This is a genomic window from Pseudomonas sp. BF-RE-25, from assembly GCF_019956105.1.
In the GTDB taxonomy this organism is placed as follows: domain Bacteria; phylum Pseudomonadota; class Gammaproteobacteria; order Pseudomonadales; family Pseudomonadaceae; genus Aquipseudomonas; species Aquipseudomonas migulae.
This window is the reverse complement of record NZ_JAHBDB010000001.1, coordinates 123692-139007: the sequence shown is the minus strand read 5'-3', so window position 1 is coordinate 139007 and position 15316 is coordinate 123692. Positions and strand designations below refer to the sequence as shown.

The 15316-nt window shown below is 62.0% G+C and carries 13 protein-coding genes; 3 read left to right on the top strand and 10 right to left on the bottom strand.

All coding sequences use genetic code 11. The features are described 5' to 3' along the window. Positions 1-78 precede the first annotated feature (78 nt). Both KGB24_RS00635 and KGB24_RS00630 read right to left on the bottom strand, forming a co-directional pair. Positions 79-1281 carry an MFS transporter gene (locus KGB24_RS00635; protein ID WP_223415633.1) on the bottom strand — a complete coding sequence of 401 codons (1203 nt, stop codon included), beginning with the start codon at positions 1279-1281 and terminating at the stop codon, positions 79-81. Positions 1282-1829: 548 nt separating this feature from the next. After that, positions 1830-6128: a DEAD/DEAH box helicase gene (locus tag KGB24_RS00630; protein WP_223415634.1), complete on the bottom strand. Its 4299-nt coding sequence runs from the start codon at positions 6126-6128 to the stop codon at positions 1830-1832. Between the two features lie 301 nt (positions 6129-6429). Here KGB24_RS00630 and KGB24_RS00625 point away from each other — a divergent pair, with 301 nt between their 5' ends. Beyond that, a complete protein-coding gene (locus KGB24_RS00625) occupies positions 6430-7314 on the top strand; it encodes a sugar nucleotide-binding protein (protein WP_032829110.1) in 885 nt (294 codons plus the stop codon). Beyond that, positions 7307-8236 (top strand): NAD-dependent epimerase/dehydratase family protein, encoded by a 930-nt coding sequence (locus tag KGB24_RS00620; protein ID WP_192228078.1) that lies wholly within the window; start codon positions 7307-7309, stop codon positions 8234-8236. Before KGB24_RS00625 ends, KGB24_RS00620 begins: the two co-directional genes overlap by 8 nt. Before the next feature lie 74 nt (positions 8237-8310). On the opposite strand, the gene KGB24_RS00615 is transcribed toward KGB24_RS00620, so the two are convergent. From KGB24_RS00615 to KGB24_RS00595, 5 genes are all read right to left on the bottom strand, one after another. Continuing rightward, positions 8311-9009 (bottom strand): OmpW/AlkL family protein, encoded by a 699-nt coding sequence (locus KGB24_RS00615; protein WP_008033766.1) that lies wholly within the window; start codon positions 9007-9009, stop codon positions 8311-8313. A 222-nt stretch (positions 9010-9231) separates the two neighbouring features. Continuing rightward, entirely contained in the window at positions 9232-9750 is a 519-nt protein-coding gene (locus KGB24_RS00610; RefSeq protein WP_223415635.1) for a DUF3299 domain-containing protein, read from the bottom strand. 11 nt (positions 9751-9761) lie between these two features. Beyond that, positions 9762-11027, bottom strand: coding sequence for an ABC transporter permease (locus tag KGB24_RS00605; RefSeq protein WP_223415636.1), 1266 nt, complete (start codon positions 11025-11027; stop codon positions 9762-9764). A 1-nt stretch (position 11028) separates the two neighbouring features. Beyond that, positions 11029-11739 carry an ABC transporter ATP-binding protein gene (locus tag KGB24_RS00600; RefSeq protein ID WP_008033756.1) on the bottom strand — a complete coding sequence of 237 codons (711 nt, stop codon included), beginning with the start codon at positions 11737-11739 and terminating at the stop codon, positions 11029-11031. 160 nt (positions 11740-11899) lie between these two features. Next, complete coding sequence (locus KGB24_RS00595) at positions 11900-12484, bottom strand: DUF2796 domain-containing protein (protein ID WP_223415637.1); 585 nt, start codon at positions 12482-12484, stop codon at positions 11900-11902. A 135-nt stretch (positions 12485-12619) separates the two neighbouring features. On the opposite strand from KGB24_RS00595, the gene KGB24_RS00590 reads away from it, so the two are divergent. Then, positions 12620-12958: a hypothetical protein gene (locus tag KGB24_RS00590; RefSeq protein WP_008033753.1), complete on the top strand. Its 339-nt coding sequence runs from the start codon at positions 12620-12622 to the stop codon at positions 12956-12958. Positions 12959-13063: 105 nt separating this feature from the next. Here KGB24_RS00590 and trxA read toward each other — a convergent pair whose 3' ends face one another. The 3 genes from trxA to KGB24_RS00575 all read right to left on the bottom strand — a co-directional run bounded on the left by trxA (position 13064) and on the right by KGB24_RS00575 (position 15225). After that, on the bottom strand, positions 13064-13936 hold the full coding sequence (trxA, locus tag KGB24_RS00585) for a thioredoxin (RefSeq protein ID WP_223415638.1): 873 nt from the start codon (positions 13934-13936) through the stop codon (positions 13064-13066). A gap of 171 nt (positions 13937-14107) precedes the next feature. Next, positions 14108-14764 carry a class I SAM-dependent methyltransferase gene (locus KGB24_RS00580; RefSeq protein ID WP_008042945.1) on the bottom strand — a complete coding sequence of 219 codons (657 nt, stop codon included), beginning with the start codon at positions 14762-14764 and terminating at the stop codon, positions 14108-14110. Further along, on the bottom strand, positions 14761-15225 hold the full coding sequence (locus KGB24_RS00575; RefSeq protein ID WP_032832770.1) for a YbaY family lipoprotein: 465 nt from the start codon (positions 15223-15225) through the stop codon (positions 14761-14763). The genes KGB24_RS00580 and KGB24_RS00575 overlap by 4 nt, the downstream gene beginning before the upstream one ends. Positions 15226-15316: the final 91 nt, after the last annotated feature.

Genomic DNA, 15316 nt, shown 5'->3' with positions numbered 1-15316 from the left:
GGCGATAGCGGTGGCACATTCAACATTGATGTGACTGACACACCGCTATCGCCAGCAAGCCGGCTCCTACAAGGGTAATCAGTGACCGGCGACGATGCGGGTTGAACTCGTGGCATACACCGGGCCGAGGCGATCGAGGCGGCCGCTCCAGGCGGTCAGCGCCAGCGCCACCAACACCACCAGACCACCGATCCATGCGGTATGGATCAGGCCCATGTGAGCGACGATCAAACCACCGCCCCACGCGCCACCGGCAATGCCGAGGTTGAACGCCGCGATGTTCAGGCCGGAAGCCACGTCCACCGCATTCGGCGTGTGATGTTCGGCCTGACGCACCACATACACCTGCAAACCCGGCACGTTGCCGAAAGCGACCGCGCCCCAGACCAGCACGGTGGCCAGCGCCAGCCACGGGTTGCCGGCGGTGAAGGTCAACACGAACAACACAGCAGCGAGCAGGGCGAAGATGATTTTCAGGGCTTTGATCGGGCCGCGTTTGTCGGCCAGTTTGCCGCCCCAGATATTACCGACGGCAACCGAGATGCCGTACACCAGCAACACCAGGCTGACGGTGCCGGCGCTGAAACCAGAGATGTCTTGAAGAATCGGCGCAAGGAACGTGAAGGCGATGAACGAACCGCCGTAACCGACCGCCGTCATGGCATACACCAACAGCAAGCGCGGTTGTTTGAGGACCTGCAACTGTTCCAGCAGCGAAGCCGGTTTGCTGTGGGTGATGTTTTTCGGCACGTAGAGCAGGCTGCCGATGAACGCAATCACACCCAAAGCAGAGACGGCGAGGAAGGTTTCACGCCAGCCGAAATGCTGACCGATGAACGTCCCCAACGGTACGCCGGTGACCAGCGCCACCGTCAGACCGGTGAACATGATCGCAATCGCGCTGGCGGCTTTTTCCTTCGGCACCAGGCTGGTGGCGATGGTCGAGCCAATCGAGAAAAACACCCCGTGGGCCAGGCCGGTGACGATTCGCGCAATGATCAGCGATTCGTAGCTCGGTGCTTTCCACGCCAGCAGGTTGCCAAGGGTGAACAGCACCATCAGCGACAACAGCAGCATTTTGCGCGGGACTTTGCCGGTGAGGGCGGTCAGCACCGGGGCACCGATGGCAACGCCCAGGGCATAGAGGCTGACCAGCAGGCCGGCGGACGGCAGGCTGACGCCGAGGTCGGCGCCGATAGTGGGTAACAAGCCAACGATGACGAACTCGGTCGTCCCGATGGCGAAGGCGCTGAGGGTCAGCGCGAGCAAGGCAATGGGCATGGCTGCAACTCCGGTGGGTTGATTGATGGAGCGCAGTGTCGGGGATTGGGTTGTGCGGAAAAATAGAGGTATTGGCATTTGATATTTGCCCTGAACGCAAATATCACCTCGATGGAAACACGCAGCCCTTTGTAGGAGCCGGCTTGCTGGCGAAGGCGGCCTCAAATGCACCGCCGTTCTCGAGGGCCTCATCGCCAGCAAGCCGGCTCCTACAAGGGTTGCGTGTAATCCAGGTTTTTTATGTGGCACCGGACCTGTAGGAGCTGGCTTGCCAGCGATGGCGGCCTCATATACGCCGCCGTTTTTGAGGGCCTCATCGCCGGCAAGCCGGCTCCTACAAGGGTTGCGTGTAGTCCGGGGTTTTTATGTGGCCCCGGACCTGTAGGAGCTGGCTTGCCAGCGATGGCGGCCTCATATGCGCCGCCGTTTTTGAGGGCCTCATCGCCGGCAAGCCGGCTCCTACAAGGGTTGCGTGTAGTCCGGGGTTTTTATGTGGCACCGGACCTGTAGGAGCCGGCTTGCCGGCGAAGAGGCCGGCCGTGACAGCGTCAATGCCGGATCAGCTTGTTGCGTATTTCACTCGTCGATTCCACCCAGAAAACCTGCTGGCCAGCGATCTCGGCAGCCACCGGCAAACCATCGCGGTACACCAACCGATTACTCGCCAGTGCCGGCACTTTCGCACCGGGTAGCAGCGTGCCGGCGAGATTCAGCGGATCAACCCCGCACACGGCAATCAGACTCCCGTCATGCGCCCGCCGCCGCACTTCGCGCAGTAACGGAATCGCCTCGGGCAAGGCGAACTGTTCACCGGCCAAACCACTGACAAACCGCCCGCCGCGAATCTCGCCGCGAGCCTCCAGCCGATGGAACGTGCGCAGCAATTCGCGCCAGCTCGGCAACCAGTCTGCTTCGCGTTCCAGCAGGCGCCAGAACACCACGCCGTAGCGGCGCAGCAAGGTCATGGCAATGTGTTCCAGGGTGTCGCTCGGCGTTGGATGTTTGTTATCCACCACCTGCGCTGGCGCCCCGCGTCGAAGCAAGGCCCAGCGTCCGGCGTCATCCATGCCTCCGATAAACGCTCCGCGCCCGCGTCGGCTGCTGCGATTCTGCCGTTTATTGGCCGGCGTGATCAGCGCCCGTAAACCGGCAAAACTGTCGGCGTTCACCAGCCCGGCGCCGACCAGTTCCTGCAAGGCGATTTCCAGCTCCGAGCGCAGCAGATGAGCCTCGTAAATCAGCTCATCGAAAAACAACGCGCCGTGTTGGCTGAGGGCTTGGTAAACCTTTTGAGTTTTGGGCGACAGGTCGCTGACCGGTGTCTGTTCAGTCAGACCGCTCCATAACCCGACCTGGCTGCGCGGCAGCAACACAATCGGCGTGCTGCGCAGCGCCGTGCTGGCGCTTTTGTTGTGCGCGGTCAGGCGCGTCCAGACCAGTTTGCCACTACGGCACAGGTCATCCAGCCAACTCGCTGAATAGCCTTTGATCCGCGCTGGCAGAATGTCGCTGTCCCAGGCTGAAGCGGCGGCGGGATAGCCTTCGAACTGAGCGACGATGGCGGGCAGCACCGCATTGCCCTGGCCTTGGGTCGAGGCAGAAAGATGCTGCCAGTCGAACAGGAATCGCATGAAATCCTGCAACGCCACAGGCTCGATTTCTCGCCGCAGACGCTTGACCGTGTAGCGATGAATTCGCGCCAGCAGATGCCGCTCGCACCATTCTTCCTGATCGGCGCCGGGGGTGAAGTGGCCGCGCAACACATAACCTTCGCGTTCCAGTTGCGCGAGTGCCTGGGTGACGTGAGTCGAAGGTAATCCCAGAGGTTTGGCAATCGCGCTCAGTGGCAACGGACCAAAAGCGCTGAGTCGTGCGCGGATAACTTCCAGCACCGCTTCGTCTGCTTCCCAGACGTCATTGAACCCCGGCAGCGCCTCCAGCGGTGGCGACAAATTTGCCTGTGGATAAATGGCGCGCAGGCACGTCAGCCGCTCCACCGCCAGCCACAGCAATTGCCCGGCATCGATCTGCAAACGACTGGCGCGACCGCTCTCGGCAAGGGCATTCAACCAATCAATCCACTGCGCATTGGCCTGCGCCTCGGCATCGGCGATGCACGCGAGGCTCATCAACGTCTCGTGCATTTCATCGGCATTGGTCGGCGTCGGCCAGGCCTCATCGCGCACCGCTTGAATCGCCTCGGCATCCAGCGCGCCGAGGTCGTCGGTGGACTGCGGGTCGGTCCAGCGCCGGTTGAGCACGGCTTGGGTGCGGCGCTCTTCCAGCGGCGCGTCGTCGAGAAAGGTGTAAGGCCGGGCGCTGAGAATTTCGGCGGCCAGCGGCGAAGGCGCCGGCAGGTCGCGGCTGATCAGGCGAACGTCGCCGCGTTCCATGCGCCGCAACAACGTCAGCCAGCCTTCGCAGTCCATGGCTTCGTGGAGGCAATCGTCGAGGGTCTGTTCCACCAGTGGATGATCGGGAATCTCCCGTTCGCCGGCGAGGTTTTCCACGCAGGCGATCTGGTCGGGAAACACGCTGGCGATCAGGTCTTCGCTTTTCATCCGCTGAATCTGCGGGGGGACTTTGCGCCCGCCGCTGTAACGCGGCAACGCCAATGCGACGCCGGCATTCCAGCGCCAGCGCACACCGAACAGCGGCGCATCGAGCACCGCTTGAATCAGCAGGTGTTCGGCGCTGTTGCTGTGCAGGTAGCGCCAGACATCATCGAGCTCAAAGCTGTGGCTGGTGGACAGCGACAACACGATCGCATCTTCGCTGGCGGCAGCCTGCAATTCGAAGTTGAAGGTGCGGCAGAAACGCTTGCGCAGGGCCAGGCCCCAGGCGCGGTTGATGCGGCTGCCGAAGGGCGTGTGGATGATCAGTTGCGTGCCGCCGGACTCATCGAAAAAGCGCTCCATCAGCAGCGTGTCCTGCGAGGGCAGGGCGCCCAATGTCAGGCGTGCGCGGGCGAGGTAATCCACCAGTTGTCCGGCGCTGTCGAGGTTCAGGCCGAGGGTCTCGGTCAGCCAGTCGAGGGCCGGCTGCAAGTTGCCGGGCGTGGCGCCGAGCAGGTCGTCGAGTTGCGCTTGCAGGCGCGCCACGGCGAAGGACAACTCCGCGCTGCGCCCCGGCGCTTCGCCGAGCCAGAACGGAATGGTCGGCGGCTGGCCGTGCGCATCTTCGACCCGGACCTTGCCGGCTTCGACCCGCAGGATTCGGTACGAGGTGTTGCCCAACTGAAAGACATCACCGGCGATGCTTTCCACGGCGAAGTCTTCGTTGACGCTGCCGATGTTCAGCCCTTGCGGTTCCAGCAGCACGCTGTAGTCGGCGTTGTCCGGGATGGTGCCGCCGCTGGTCACGGCGGTGAGTTTGCTGCCGCGTCGACCGCGCAAAGTACGCGTCACGGCGTCGCGGTGCAGGTACGCGCTGCGGATGCCCTGGCGACCGTTGTAGCCCTCGGCGAGCATCTGCAGCAGCGCCTGATAATGTTTTTCGTCGAGCTCAGCGTAGGGCGAGGCATTGCGGAACATCTCCAGCAGCGCGTGCTCCGGCCATTCCTGGCAACTGACCTCGGCGATGATCTGCTGGGCCAGTACGTCCAGCGGCGCTTGAGGAATCTGCAAGGTATCGAGTTCACCCCGGCGCACGCAGTCGAGCAGTGCGGTGCATTCGATCAAATCGTCGCGGGTGGTGGCGAACAATCGGCCCTTGGGCGTGCCGCCGATCTGGTGGCCGGAGCGGCCGACACGTTGCAGGAATCCGGCAATCGAACGCGGCGACGAGATCTGACAGACCAGATCGACATCACCGATATCTATCCCCAGTTCCAGCGACGCCGTGGCGATCAGCACTTGCAGGTCGCCGCACTTGAGTCGTTGTTCGGCATCGAGGCGAAACTCCTTGGCCAGGCTGCCGTGGTGGGCGGCGACTGCTTGCTTGCCGAGACGTTCGCTCAAATGCCGGCTCAGGCGTTCGGCCAGCCGCCGGGTGTTGACGAAAATCAGTGTGGTGCGGTGTTCGCGGGCGAGGACGGCGAGGCGGTCGTAGACCAATTCCCAGACATCGTTGGCCATCACCGCCGACAGCGGCACCGGCGGTACTTCGATGCCTAGATCCCGTGGACGGGCGTGGCCGATGTCGATGATTTCGCATGCGCGATCACGACCGACCAGAAAGCGTGAAACTGCTTCGATGGGTTTTTGCGTGGCGGACAGGCCGATGCGCATCAACGGTGCTGCGCATAACGCCTGCAAACGCTCCAGGCTCAGGGCCAGATGGCTGCCGCGTTTGCTGGCGGCGATGGCGTGGATCTCATCGACGATCACCGTGCGCGTGGTGCCGAGCATTTGCCGGCCGGAGTCGGAGCCGAGCAGCACGTAAAGGGATTCCGGGGTGGTCACCAGAATGTGCGGCGCGGTCTTGCGCATCGCCGAGCGTTCTTTTTGCGGCGTGTCGCCGGTGCGCACGGCGGTGTTGATCTGCAACTCGGGCAGGCCCAGCGCATGTAACTGTTCAGTGATGCCGGCCAGCGGGTTTTGCAGGTTGATCTGGATGTCGTTGGACAAGGCTTTGAGCGGCGAGACGTAGACCACCAGTGTTTCGTTGGGCAGCCCGTCTGCGGTTTCCAGGCCACGGTGGACCAGATCGTCGATGACGGCGAGAAACGCGGTGAGGGTTTTACCGGAGCCGGTGGGCGCGGCGATCAACGTCGAACGGCGCTGACGGATCAGCGGCCACGCCCGGGCCTGGGCGGCGGTGACCGTCGGGAAGGTGCTGCTGAACCAGGCGCTGACGGCGGGGTGGAAGCCTGCCATGGCCGCGTCCGTGGGGATGGGCAGATTCATGGAGTAATTTATGCGGGTGGGGTGAGGAAGATGCAAGTACCGCTCGGGATCTCTGCTGGCCTTCAGGGCCTCTTCGCGGGCAAGCCTCGCTCCTACAGGGGTAGGCGGTGCTCTTGTAGGAGCGAGGCTTGCCCGCGAAGAGGCCCGAAGCAGCACCACAAATCCCGGAGATCTACACTTTACGGATGACGGTTGCGCACTAAACCCGCAAAATGCAACGATTCCGGCAACTATCGACGGCACTGCCCGCGAGCGGTGCCGATAAAGCCATTGATCCAATCAGACTGGGCCTGCTGACTCTATGCGAATGCGCCTTATGTTACTGGGCGGCGGAAATGCCCTTGGGCAGGCGCTGATTCGCCTCGGTGCGGAGGAAGACATCGGTTTCCTCGCCCCCCGCCCACCGCAAGACGGCTGGGATGCCGCGAGCCTGACGCAACTGCTCGACGACACGCGCCCGGACGCGTTGATCAACCTCGCCTACTACTTCGACTGGTTCCAGGCGGAGACGGTCAGCGAATCGCGTCTGGCCGGGCAAGAGCGTGCAATCGAGCGTCTGGCCGAACTGTGCCAGCATCACAACATCGTTCTGCTGCAACCCTCGAGCTATCGGGTGTTCGACGGCTCGCGGGCGACCGCCTACAGCGAAAAAGACGAACCGGTGCCGCTGGGCCTGCGTGGTCAGGCCTTGTGGCGCATCGAGCAAAGCGTGCGCGCGACCTGCCCGCAACATGTGCTGCTGCGGTTCGGCTGGCTGCTCGATGACAGCCCCGACGGCACCCTCGGGCGTTTCCTGTCCCGTGCCGAAAAACCGGAAGAACTGTTGATGGCCGATGACCGTCGCGGCAACCCGACGCCGGTCGACGACGCGGCCCGGGTGATCATTTCGGTGCTCAAGCAACTCGATTGCGCGGCGCCACTGTGGGGCACCTACCACTACGCCGGGCACGAGGCGACCACGCCGCTGGCGCTGGGGCAGGCTATTCTCACCGAAGCCCGCGCACTGCATCCGCTGGCCATCGAAGCGCCGACCGCCCAGGCTCACGCCGCACGCCCGGACGCTGCCGAAGAGCCGCAACACGCGGTGCTGGCCTGCAAGAAAATCCTTCACACCTTCGGGATCAAGCCCCGCGCCTGGCGTGCGGCACTCCCTGGCTTACTGGACAGGTTCTATCGCCATGGCTGACGGCCCTGTTTTAATCACCGGCGGCGCGGGTTTCATCGGCTCGCACCTGACCGACGCCTTGCTCGCCAAGGGCCATTCGGTACGGATTCTCGACGACCTGTCCACCGGCAAGCGCAGCAACCTGGCGCTGGATAATCCTCGCGTCGAGCTGATAGTCGGCGACGTCGCCGATGCCGCCCTGGTCGCTCGCGCAATGGTCGGTTGCAGTGCGGTCGCGCATCTGGCAGCCGTGGCGTCGGTGCAGGCTTCGGTGGATGATCCGGTGAAGACTCACCAGAGCAATTTCATCGGTTCGCTGAATGTCTGCGAAGCCATGCGCCAGAGCGGCGTCAAACGTGTGCTGTTTGCCTCCAGCGCAGCGGTCTACGGCAACAATGGCGAAGGCCAGTCGATCGACGAAGACACGCCCAAGGAACCGCTGACGCCGTATGCGTCGGACAAGTTGGCCAGTGAACATTACTTCGATTTCTACCGTCGCCAGCATGCGCTGGAACCGGTGATTTTCCGCTTCTTCAACATCTTCGGCCCGCGCCAGGATCCGTCCTCGCCGTACTCCGGGGTGATCAGCATTTTTAGCGAGCGCGCACAAAACGGCCTGCCGATCACGGTGTTTGGCGATGGCGAGCAGACGCGGGATTTTGTTTACGTCGAAGATCTGGTCGATGTGCTGGTGCAAGCCATCGAAAAACCGCAGGTTGAAGTCGGTGCGGTCAATGTCGGCTGGAACCAGGCGACCACGCTCAAGCAAATGCTGGAAGCGTTGAAAGTGGCGGTCGGTGAACTGCCGCCAGTGAGCTACGGCCCGGCGCGTTCGGGTGATATCCGCCATTCGCGGGCGAACAATCAGCGACTGCTGGAGCGGTTTTCCTGCCCTGCTCAGACGCCGATGAGTGTCGGCCTGGCGCGGTTGTTGGGGCGCTGAGTTTTTCGCCAGCAAGAAAAAGGCGCCTGTGAAGGCGCCTTTTTTTGTAGCTCGTTCCCACCACGTGAACGATTTTAGAACTTGTAACCCAGGCCCACCATGTAGATGAACGGGTCCACGTCGACATCGACCTTGGCACGGGTGCCTTGTGCCACGGCGTTGTTTTCCACGGTGGCGGTGGTATCGATGTCGATGTAACGCACTTGGGCGTTGAGCATGATGTTGTCGGTGATCATGTAGTCGGCACCGACCTGAAACGCCATGCCCCAGGAGTTATCAGCCTTGAAGTTGCTGAAGCCATTGGCGCTGGCCTCGCTGCCGACGTGCTCGTCGTAGATCCAGGTGTAGTTGATACCGGCGCCAACGTACGGTTGGAATGCAGACTTGCCGTCCAGTGGGTAGTAGACAATGCTCAACGTCGGCGGCAGGTGTTTCAGGCTGCCGAGTTTGCCGTTCGCCGCGCCGAGGGCGGTGCCTTTGAGCTTCACGTCATGTTCGAATGGCGTGGCCGCGAGCAGCTCGATGCCCCAGTGGCTGTCGAGCATGTAAGCGAAGTTCAGACCCAGTTGCGTGTCGCTGCTCATGGTGGCCTTGCCACCCAGATCGGCGCCGGCCAACGGACCTTGATCGACCTTGACGTTGGAGCTGTCGGCTTTCGGGTTGACGGTGATTGCACCGGCACGAAGGAGGATGTCGCCGGCTTCGTGGGCATGGGCGAGCGGGGCTGCGAGCGCGAGGGCAAACAGCGAGGCGCTGAGCAAAGACTTGTGCATGGAGGCTCCAGAGGACGTTGAAAATGTTCGATGTCCAATGGTACGGAGCGGTCTGGTCCGGTCTTTTGACTCAGCTCAATGAAACGGTGATGGCACTAATTTTTGCGGAACCTTTGAGGACGCCTTCGCGGGCAAGCCTCGCTCCTACGGGTTAGCGCCACACCTGTAGGAGCGAGGCTTGCCCGCGAAGGCGTCCTTCAAATCAACACGCGAACACCAGATTCACTCCGGCAATTCATAGATATAAATCTTGTCCGCCTCCATCTGATACCCGGCATCCGCCAACTCACTGGTCGACGCTTTAACCTGCAACGCCCCCTCGATCCAATAAGGCTGATACAGCTCGTCCAGCTTCACGCCGACTTCGCTTTTGACATGCACGATCTGGTTCGACGGCGGTGGCGGTACATGGATGCAGGCGCCGAAATACGGCACCAGCAGAAACTCCGTAGTGCGGCCTTCTTCACTCACTTCCAGCGGCACGATGTAGCCCGGCAGGCGAATGTTCTGGCCGTCGAGGCTCTTCACCACCGGTGCATTGGGCATGTCCTGTTTCGCGGCTGGCGCCGACTCGGCGGACAGCGCGCTGCCCATCTGCGAGAGGTCGTGCAGGGGTGTCATGTTCGGCACTTCCGGTGCGGCGTCCGGCGGGATCATTTCCGACCAGGTCAGCTCTTTCGGCTCGGCGGCCCACAGCGGCAAGGCGACCAGCATCAACAGCGCAAGCAGAGCGCGGGGCATCATTAACGTCCTCATAGTCGGATCGACAGGCCATCGGCCAGGGATTGGCGATACGCGCGCCACGCCGGCACGCTGCCCATCAGCAGCGCGGCGATCAGGATGCCACCGAGCAGCGTCCATTCATATTCGCTGGGCCACGCCAGCGGCAGAAACAGACCGTAATTGGCCTGTACGTAGCCTTGCGCAGCGGCGATGCCCACATAAAGCAGGGCCACGCCGGCGATCACGCCTGACAACGCCAGGGCGAACGCCTCCAGCACCAGCAACGTCGCGATGTGCCATGGCCGCGCGCCCACCGAGCGCAGAATAGCCATCTCGCGCCGACGTTCATTGAGGCTGGTGAGAATCGCCGTGAGCATGCCGATCAACCCGGTCAGCACCACAAACAGCGAGACCACGAACAAGGCTTTTTCTGCGGTGCTCATCAAACTCCACAACTCTTGCAGCGCCACGCCCGGCAGGATCGCCAGCATCGGTTCGCCACGGAATTCGTTGATTTCGCGCTGCAGGGCAAAGGTCGAAATCTTGCTGTTGAGGCCCAGCATGAATGCGGTGATCGCTTGCGGCGTCAGGTCCATGTTGCGTGCCTGATCAGCGCTGATCCGACCGTTGCCGCGCGCCGGCACGCCGTTGTGCCAGTCGATGTGAATCGCTTCCATGCCGCCGAGGCTGATGTGCAATGTACGGTCCACCGGTGTGCCGGTGCGTTTGAGAATGCCGACCACCGTGAACGGTTTGTCATCGTGCTTGACCAGGCTGATCATCGCCACGCCGTGGGCCAGCACCAGTTTGTCGCCGAGTTTGTAGTGCAGTGCATCGGCCACTTCGGCGCCGAGCACCACTTCGAACGGATCGGTGGCGAAGGCGCGACCGTCAGCCAGTTCCAGGTGTTGTTGATGACCGTACTGGTAATGCTCGAAGTACGCCTCGGTGGTGCCCATCACCCGATAACCGCGATGGGAATCGCCCAGCGACATCGGGATCGCCCACTTCACTTTCGGGTTGTTGGCGAAGTGCTCGAAGCTGTCCCAGCGGATGTTGTTGGTGGCATTGCCGATGCGGAACACCGAGTACAGCAGCAGGTTCACTGAACCGGAGCGGGCGCCGACGATCAGGTCGGTGCCGCTGATGGTGCTGGCAAAACTGGCCTTGGCTTCGGTGCGCACGCGCTCCACGGCCAACAGCAGGCAGACCGACAGGGCGATGGCGAACGCGGTCAGGATCGCGGTGAAGCGGCGGTTAGCCAGGCTGGCCATGGCTAGACGAAACAAATACATCTCAAACCTCTGCAGGCGTGGCGGCGCGATTGAGTTCGGCCAGCGACAGGTTGCGATCGAACAACGGCGCAAGGCTTTGGTCGTGACTGACGAACAACAGGCTCGACCCGGCTTCGCGGCATTCGGCGAACAACAGGCGAATGAAGTTTTCGCGGGCGTCGTAATCCAGCGCGGAAGTCGGTTCGTCGGCGATCACCAGCTCCGGCTGACCGATCAACGCACGGGCGGCGGCGACGCGTTGTTGTTGGCCGATGGACAGTGAATCGGCGCGGCGACCGAGGATGCTTTCATCCTTCAAACCCAAATGAGCGAGCAAGGTTGCCGCCGCCTGATCGACGCTGCCATGGCGCTGGATCGCCCGTTCGGCGCGCAGCCTGGAGAAGTGGCAGGGCAGCTCGACGTTCTCGCGCACCGAGAGAAACGGCAGCAGGTTGAACTGCTGGAAGATGTAGCCGGTGTGATCGACGCGAAAGCGATCACGCGCGCCGGCACCGAGTTCGGTCAGTTCCTGGCCGAGCAGGCGAATGCTGCCGCGATCGGGCTTTTGCACGCCACCGAGCAGGCCGAGCAGGGTGGTCTTGCCGCTGCCGCTGGGGCCTTTGAGGAACAGGGTTTCACCCGGTTCCAGGCGAAAGGCCGGGATGTCCAGCAGCGGCGGGTGGCCGGGCCAACTGAAGCCCAGGTCGGACAGTTCGATGAGTGCTTGGGTCATAACACCGGTTTCATTGGGTTGTCTCAATTTCACATGCAACACCAATCCCTTGTAGGAGCGAGGCTTGCCCGCGAAGGCATACTGCCAGTCGACATCAATGTTGAATGTGACGACCTCTTCGCGGGCAAGCCTCGCTCCTACAGGGGGGGGGGCGGTGGGTTCAGAATTTCAGGGCGGCCGCCTTGGCCGTCACTTCTACCCCTTGCTGCCCGCTCGGGCTGATCAGTTGTACCTGAATTTTCTGGGTCGCCGGGAACGTGTTGAAAAGGTTTGCCAGATCCAGGGTTTTCAGTGCGCCCGGCGTCGCGCAGGTGAACTGGTAATGAGCGTGGATTTCGCTGTGGTCGTGGTGATGCTCGTCTTTGGCATCGTCGTCATGATCATCATCGGCATCCGGCTTGTCACCGAACAGCGGGCTTTCCAGTTCCTGAGTCGCGACCACGCAACCCGCCGCTTTCGGCAGGCTGAACAGGGCCAGCGGTTTTTCAAGTTGTGCACGGGCGGCGGCGACTTTGGCTTTGTCGGCGTCAGTGGCGGCCGCGTGTTCGAACCCCACCAGGTTCATCGCCGGGCTTTCCAGTTCCAGCTCCAGGGTCTGACCGTCCAGCGCTGCGTTCAGGCGACCGACACCATGCTCGTGGGTGCCGAGGCTGCCGTGTTCATGGTCGTGATCATGCTCATCGGCGGCATGGGCGATGGCCAGCGGCAACAGGGCAAACGGCAAAGCGAGCAGCAGACGGCGCATGGCGGGTCTCCGAAAAGTAAAATGAAGAATTTGTTATGTAATCTTATAACGTAAGTGCGGGGAGTTTGACCGGCTACTTGGCGTTGCACAAGTCCCATGGGAGCATGCAGGTCAGAAATGTGCGGGAGCGAAACCATGTTGCGTATACGCGGAAGCATCGGCGACTGGCCGGTGGATTTGACCCTGGAGATGGACGACGCTGACTGGGCGCGACTCGGCGCGCAGGTGCAGGTGGTCAAGCCAGAGGTCAGTGCAGCGCCGGCCAAACCGGTGAATCAGGATGATGCGCAGTGGCAGGTCGCAAAGGATCTGCTGCGCAAGGCCGGGCAACTGAGCGGGCCGGATTTGCTGGAGCAACTGGAAGGTTTGACTGGCAGCGCAGCGTCGGGCAAGCGCCTGCTGGTGCGGTTGCGGCATAGCGCGGAGGTGAAGGTGGAGAGTGGCGGAGATACGCCGCTGTATCGCTGGCTGTAGAAATGCGTTGTTTGTGCGGCCGCCATCGCCGGCAAGCCGGCTCCTACAGGTTCGTGCAAATCCTGTAGGAGCCGGCTTGCTGGCGATGAACGAAAACGCGGTCTATCAGTACAACGCAGCAAACAACTTGCGGCGATACGTGGTCACCAACGGGTGATCATTGCCCAACAATTCGAACACTTGCAGCAACGTCTTATGCGGCAAGCCTTCGCTGTAGCTGCGGTTACGCACGAACAGCTTGAGCAATGCATCCAGCGCCGCGTCGTACTGCTGACGGGCCAGTTGCTGGATCGCCAGTTGATACACCGCTTCATCGTCCTGCGGATTCTTCGCCAAGCGCGCCTTCAAGTCGGCGGCATCCGGCAAGTCCTTGGCCTGGCCGAGAAACTGGATTTGCGCTTTTGCACCGGCCAATGCGGCCTTGTGCTCATCGCTTTTCACCGCGTCGAGCACGGTTTGCGCTTCACCCAGCTCACCTCGTTCAGTCAGGCAGCGGGCATACAGAATCAGCGCTTTGGCGTTGGTGTTGTCTTCGCCCAGCAGCACTTTGAGAATGGCTTCTGCATCGGCGAAACGGCTCTCGTCAAACAGCGCCTGAGCCTGTTCGAACGGATCAGCCGCCGCCGGTGGCGGCATTTGTACGTGAGGCTCGAGCATGGTGCGGACGGCGGATTCCGGCTGCGCACCGGCAAAACCGTCCACTGGCTGGCCATCCTTGAACAACACCACGGTCGGCAAGCTGCGGATGCCGAAGCGAGCGACGATGTCTTGTTCCAGATCGCAGTTGACCTTGGCCAGCAGCAACTCGCCCTGATAGCTCTCGGCGATGGTCTGCAGCATCGGCATCAGCACTTTGCAGGGCGCACACCATTCGGCCCAGAAATCCACCAGCACCGGTTTGTGGAAAGAGTTCTCGATCACCGACTGGTCGAAATCGGCAGTCGTGGCGTCGAAGATGTACGGCGTTTGCTGACTCATGGGGGATCTCGTAAAAGCGTGAATGGGGCAACTATACGGCTTGGCGGGGTGTGGCTGAAAGTGTGCGCAGTCTGACAGATTGCCTTCGCGGGCAAGCCTCGCTCCTACAGGTTTAGTGCCGCTCTCAATAACGACGCGGACCTGTAGGAGCGAGGCTTGCCCGCGAAGCTTTTAAGCGCGCCGCGCGTGATACAGGCTCACATACCGAAACTCTTCCGGCTCGGCCAGATCCGGCAAGGTCATCGCTTCGAGCATTTCGATGCGTTGATACAACGGATGACGAAAATCCCTCACCCGCGAATCCGCCACCAGCGCTTCCCGGCCGCGACTCAAAAACTCATCGAGCAGCGGCAGATTCTCCCGGTCGTACAGCACATCGGCCACCAGGATCAGATCAAAGCGATCCGCCTCGGCGAAAAAGTCCGTCGAGTAACTCAGCTCCACTTCATTGAGTTCGGCATTCGCCCGACAGGCGGCAATCGCCAGCGGGTCCAGGTCACACGCCACCACTTCCAGCGCCCCGGCCTTTACCGCGGCAATCCCCGCGACGCCGGAACCGGCACCAAAATCCAGCACGCGTTTGCCTTTGACCCACTCGGGGAATTCAGCGAGGTAGCGGGCCATCGACAACCCGCTGGCCCAGCAGAAACTCCAGTACGGCGGTTCATGCAGGATCCGCCGGGTTTCTTCCGGGCTGAAGGCGCGGTCCATGTTGTCGCCGTCGATCAGCCAGAGTTTCAGGGCGGTATCGGGCAAGGCGACCGGGACAAGTTGTGCATCGCCCAGCAACTCCCCCAACGCCTGTTGCAGGTCGAGCGGTGCAATCATGGCGCTTTGACGAATTGCAGTTGACCCAGGGCCTGGGTCGTCGGCTGGGTGATGACTTGCGACGGCAGGTGCAAAATCAGTTGGCCGGACTGGCTGGCGCGGCCCCGCAGTTCCACGCGGGCACCGGCCGGAAACGAATCCGGGTTGAAGCGCAGGTGAAACGGCAATACCTGATTGGTGCCGATCAGGCTGGAGCTGGCGAGCAATTGTTGCGGGCGATCCTTTTCATCGATCACCAGCAGCGCCAATTCGACTTCGGCACCGGCCGGCACGCCTTGCAACGTGCCGCTCAATTCACGCTGATAAGCGGGCAACGGACCGAGGTTGGCGGACTCGCGGGCTTTTTTCTGCGCCGCCTGTGGAGCGGGGCCGGGCGTTGGCGGCTGGGGCTTGGGTGCATCGCTGCTGCAGGCCACCAACAGGCTGAAAAGGCTGAGCAATACGAGCGGTCTGAGTGACATTTGCGGCTCCAGCAAGGTGAAATCCATGGATCATTCTCTATAGCCAGTCTGTATACCGCAAACCCTATGGCTTGTCTTGCCACCGGGATGC

Excerpts from the sequence above, each read along its gene's own strand:
- KGB24_RS00635 (WP_223415633.1), bottom strand. The coding sequence starts at position 1,281 with ATGCCCATTGCCTTGCTCGCGCTGACCCTCAGCGCCTTCGCCATCGGG.
- KGB24_RS00630 (WP_223415634.1), bottom strand. The coding sequence starts at position 6,128 with ATGAATCTGCCCATCCCCACGGACGCGGCCATGGCAGGCTTCCACCCC.
- KGB24_RS00625 (WP_032829110.1), top strand. The coding sequence starts at position 6,430 with ATGCGAATGCGCCTTATGTTACTGGGCGGCGGAAATGCCCTTGGGCAG.
- KGB24_RS00620 (WP_192228078.1), top strand. The coding sequence starts at position 7,307 with ATGGCTGACGGCCCTGTTTTAATCACCGGCGGCGCGGGTTTCATCGGC.
- KGB24_RS00615 (WP_008033766.1), bottom strand. The coding sequence starts at position 9,009 with ATGCACAAGTCTTTGCTCAGCGCCTCGCTGTTTGCCCTCGCGCTCGCA.
- KGB24_RS00610 (WP_223415635.1), bottom strand. The coding sequence starts at position 9,750 with ATGCCCCGCGCTCTGCTTGCGCTGTTGATGCTGGTCGCCTTGCCGCTG.
- KGB24_RS00605 (WP_223415636.1), bottom strand. The coding sequence starts at position 11,027 with ATGTATTTGTTTCGTCTAGCCATGGCCAGCCTGGCTAACCGCCGCTTC.
- KGB24_RS00600 (WP_008033756.1), bottom strand. The coding sequence starts at position 11,739 with ATGACCCAAGCACTCATCGAACTGTCCGACCTGGGCTTCAGTTGGCCC.
- KGB24_RS00595 (WP_223415637.1), bottom strand. The coding sequence starts at position 12,484 with ATGCGCCGTCTGCTGCTCGCTTTGCCGTTTGCCCTGTTGCCGCTGGCC.
- KGB24_RS00590 (WP_008033753.1), top strand. The coding sequence starts at position 12,620 with ATGTTGCGTATACGCGGAAGCATCGGCGACTGGCCGGTGGATTTGACC.
- trxA (WP_223415638.1), bottom strand. The coding sequence starts at position 13,936 with ATGAGTCAGCAAACGCCGTACATCTTCGACGCCACGACTGCCGATTTC.
- KGB24_RS00580 (WP_008042945.1), bottom strand. The coding sequence starts at position 14,764 with ATGATTGCACCGCTCGACCTGCAACAGGCGTTGGGGGAGTTGCTGGGC.
- KGB24_RS00575 (WP_032832770.1), bottom strand. The coding sequence starts at position 15,225 with ATGTCACTCAGACCGCTCGTATTGCTCAGCCTTTTCAGCCTGTTGGTG.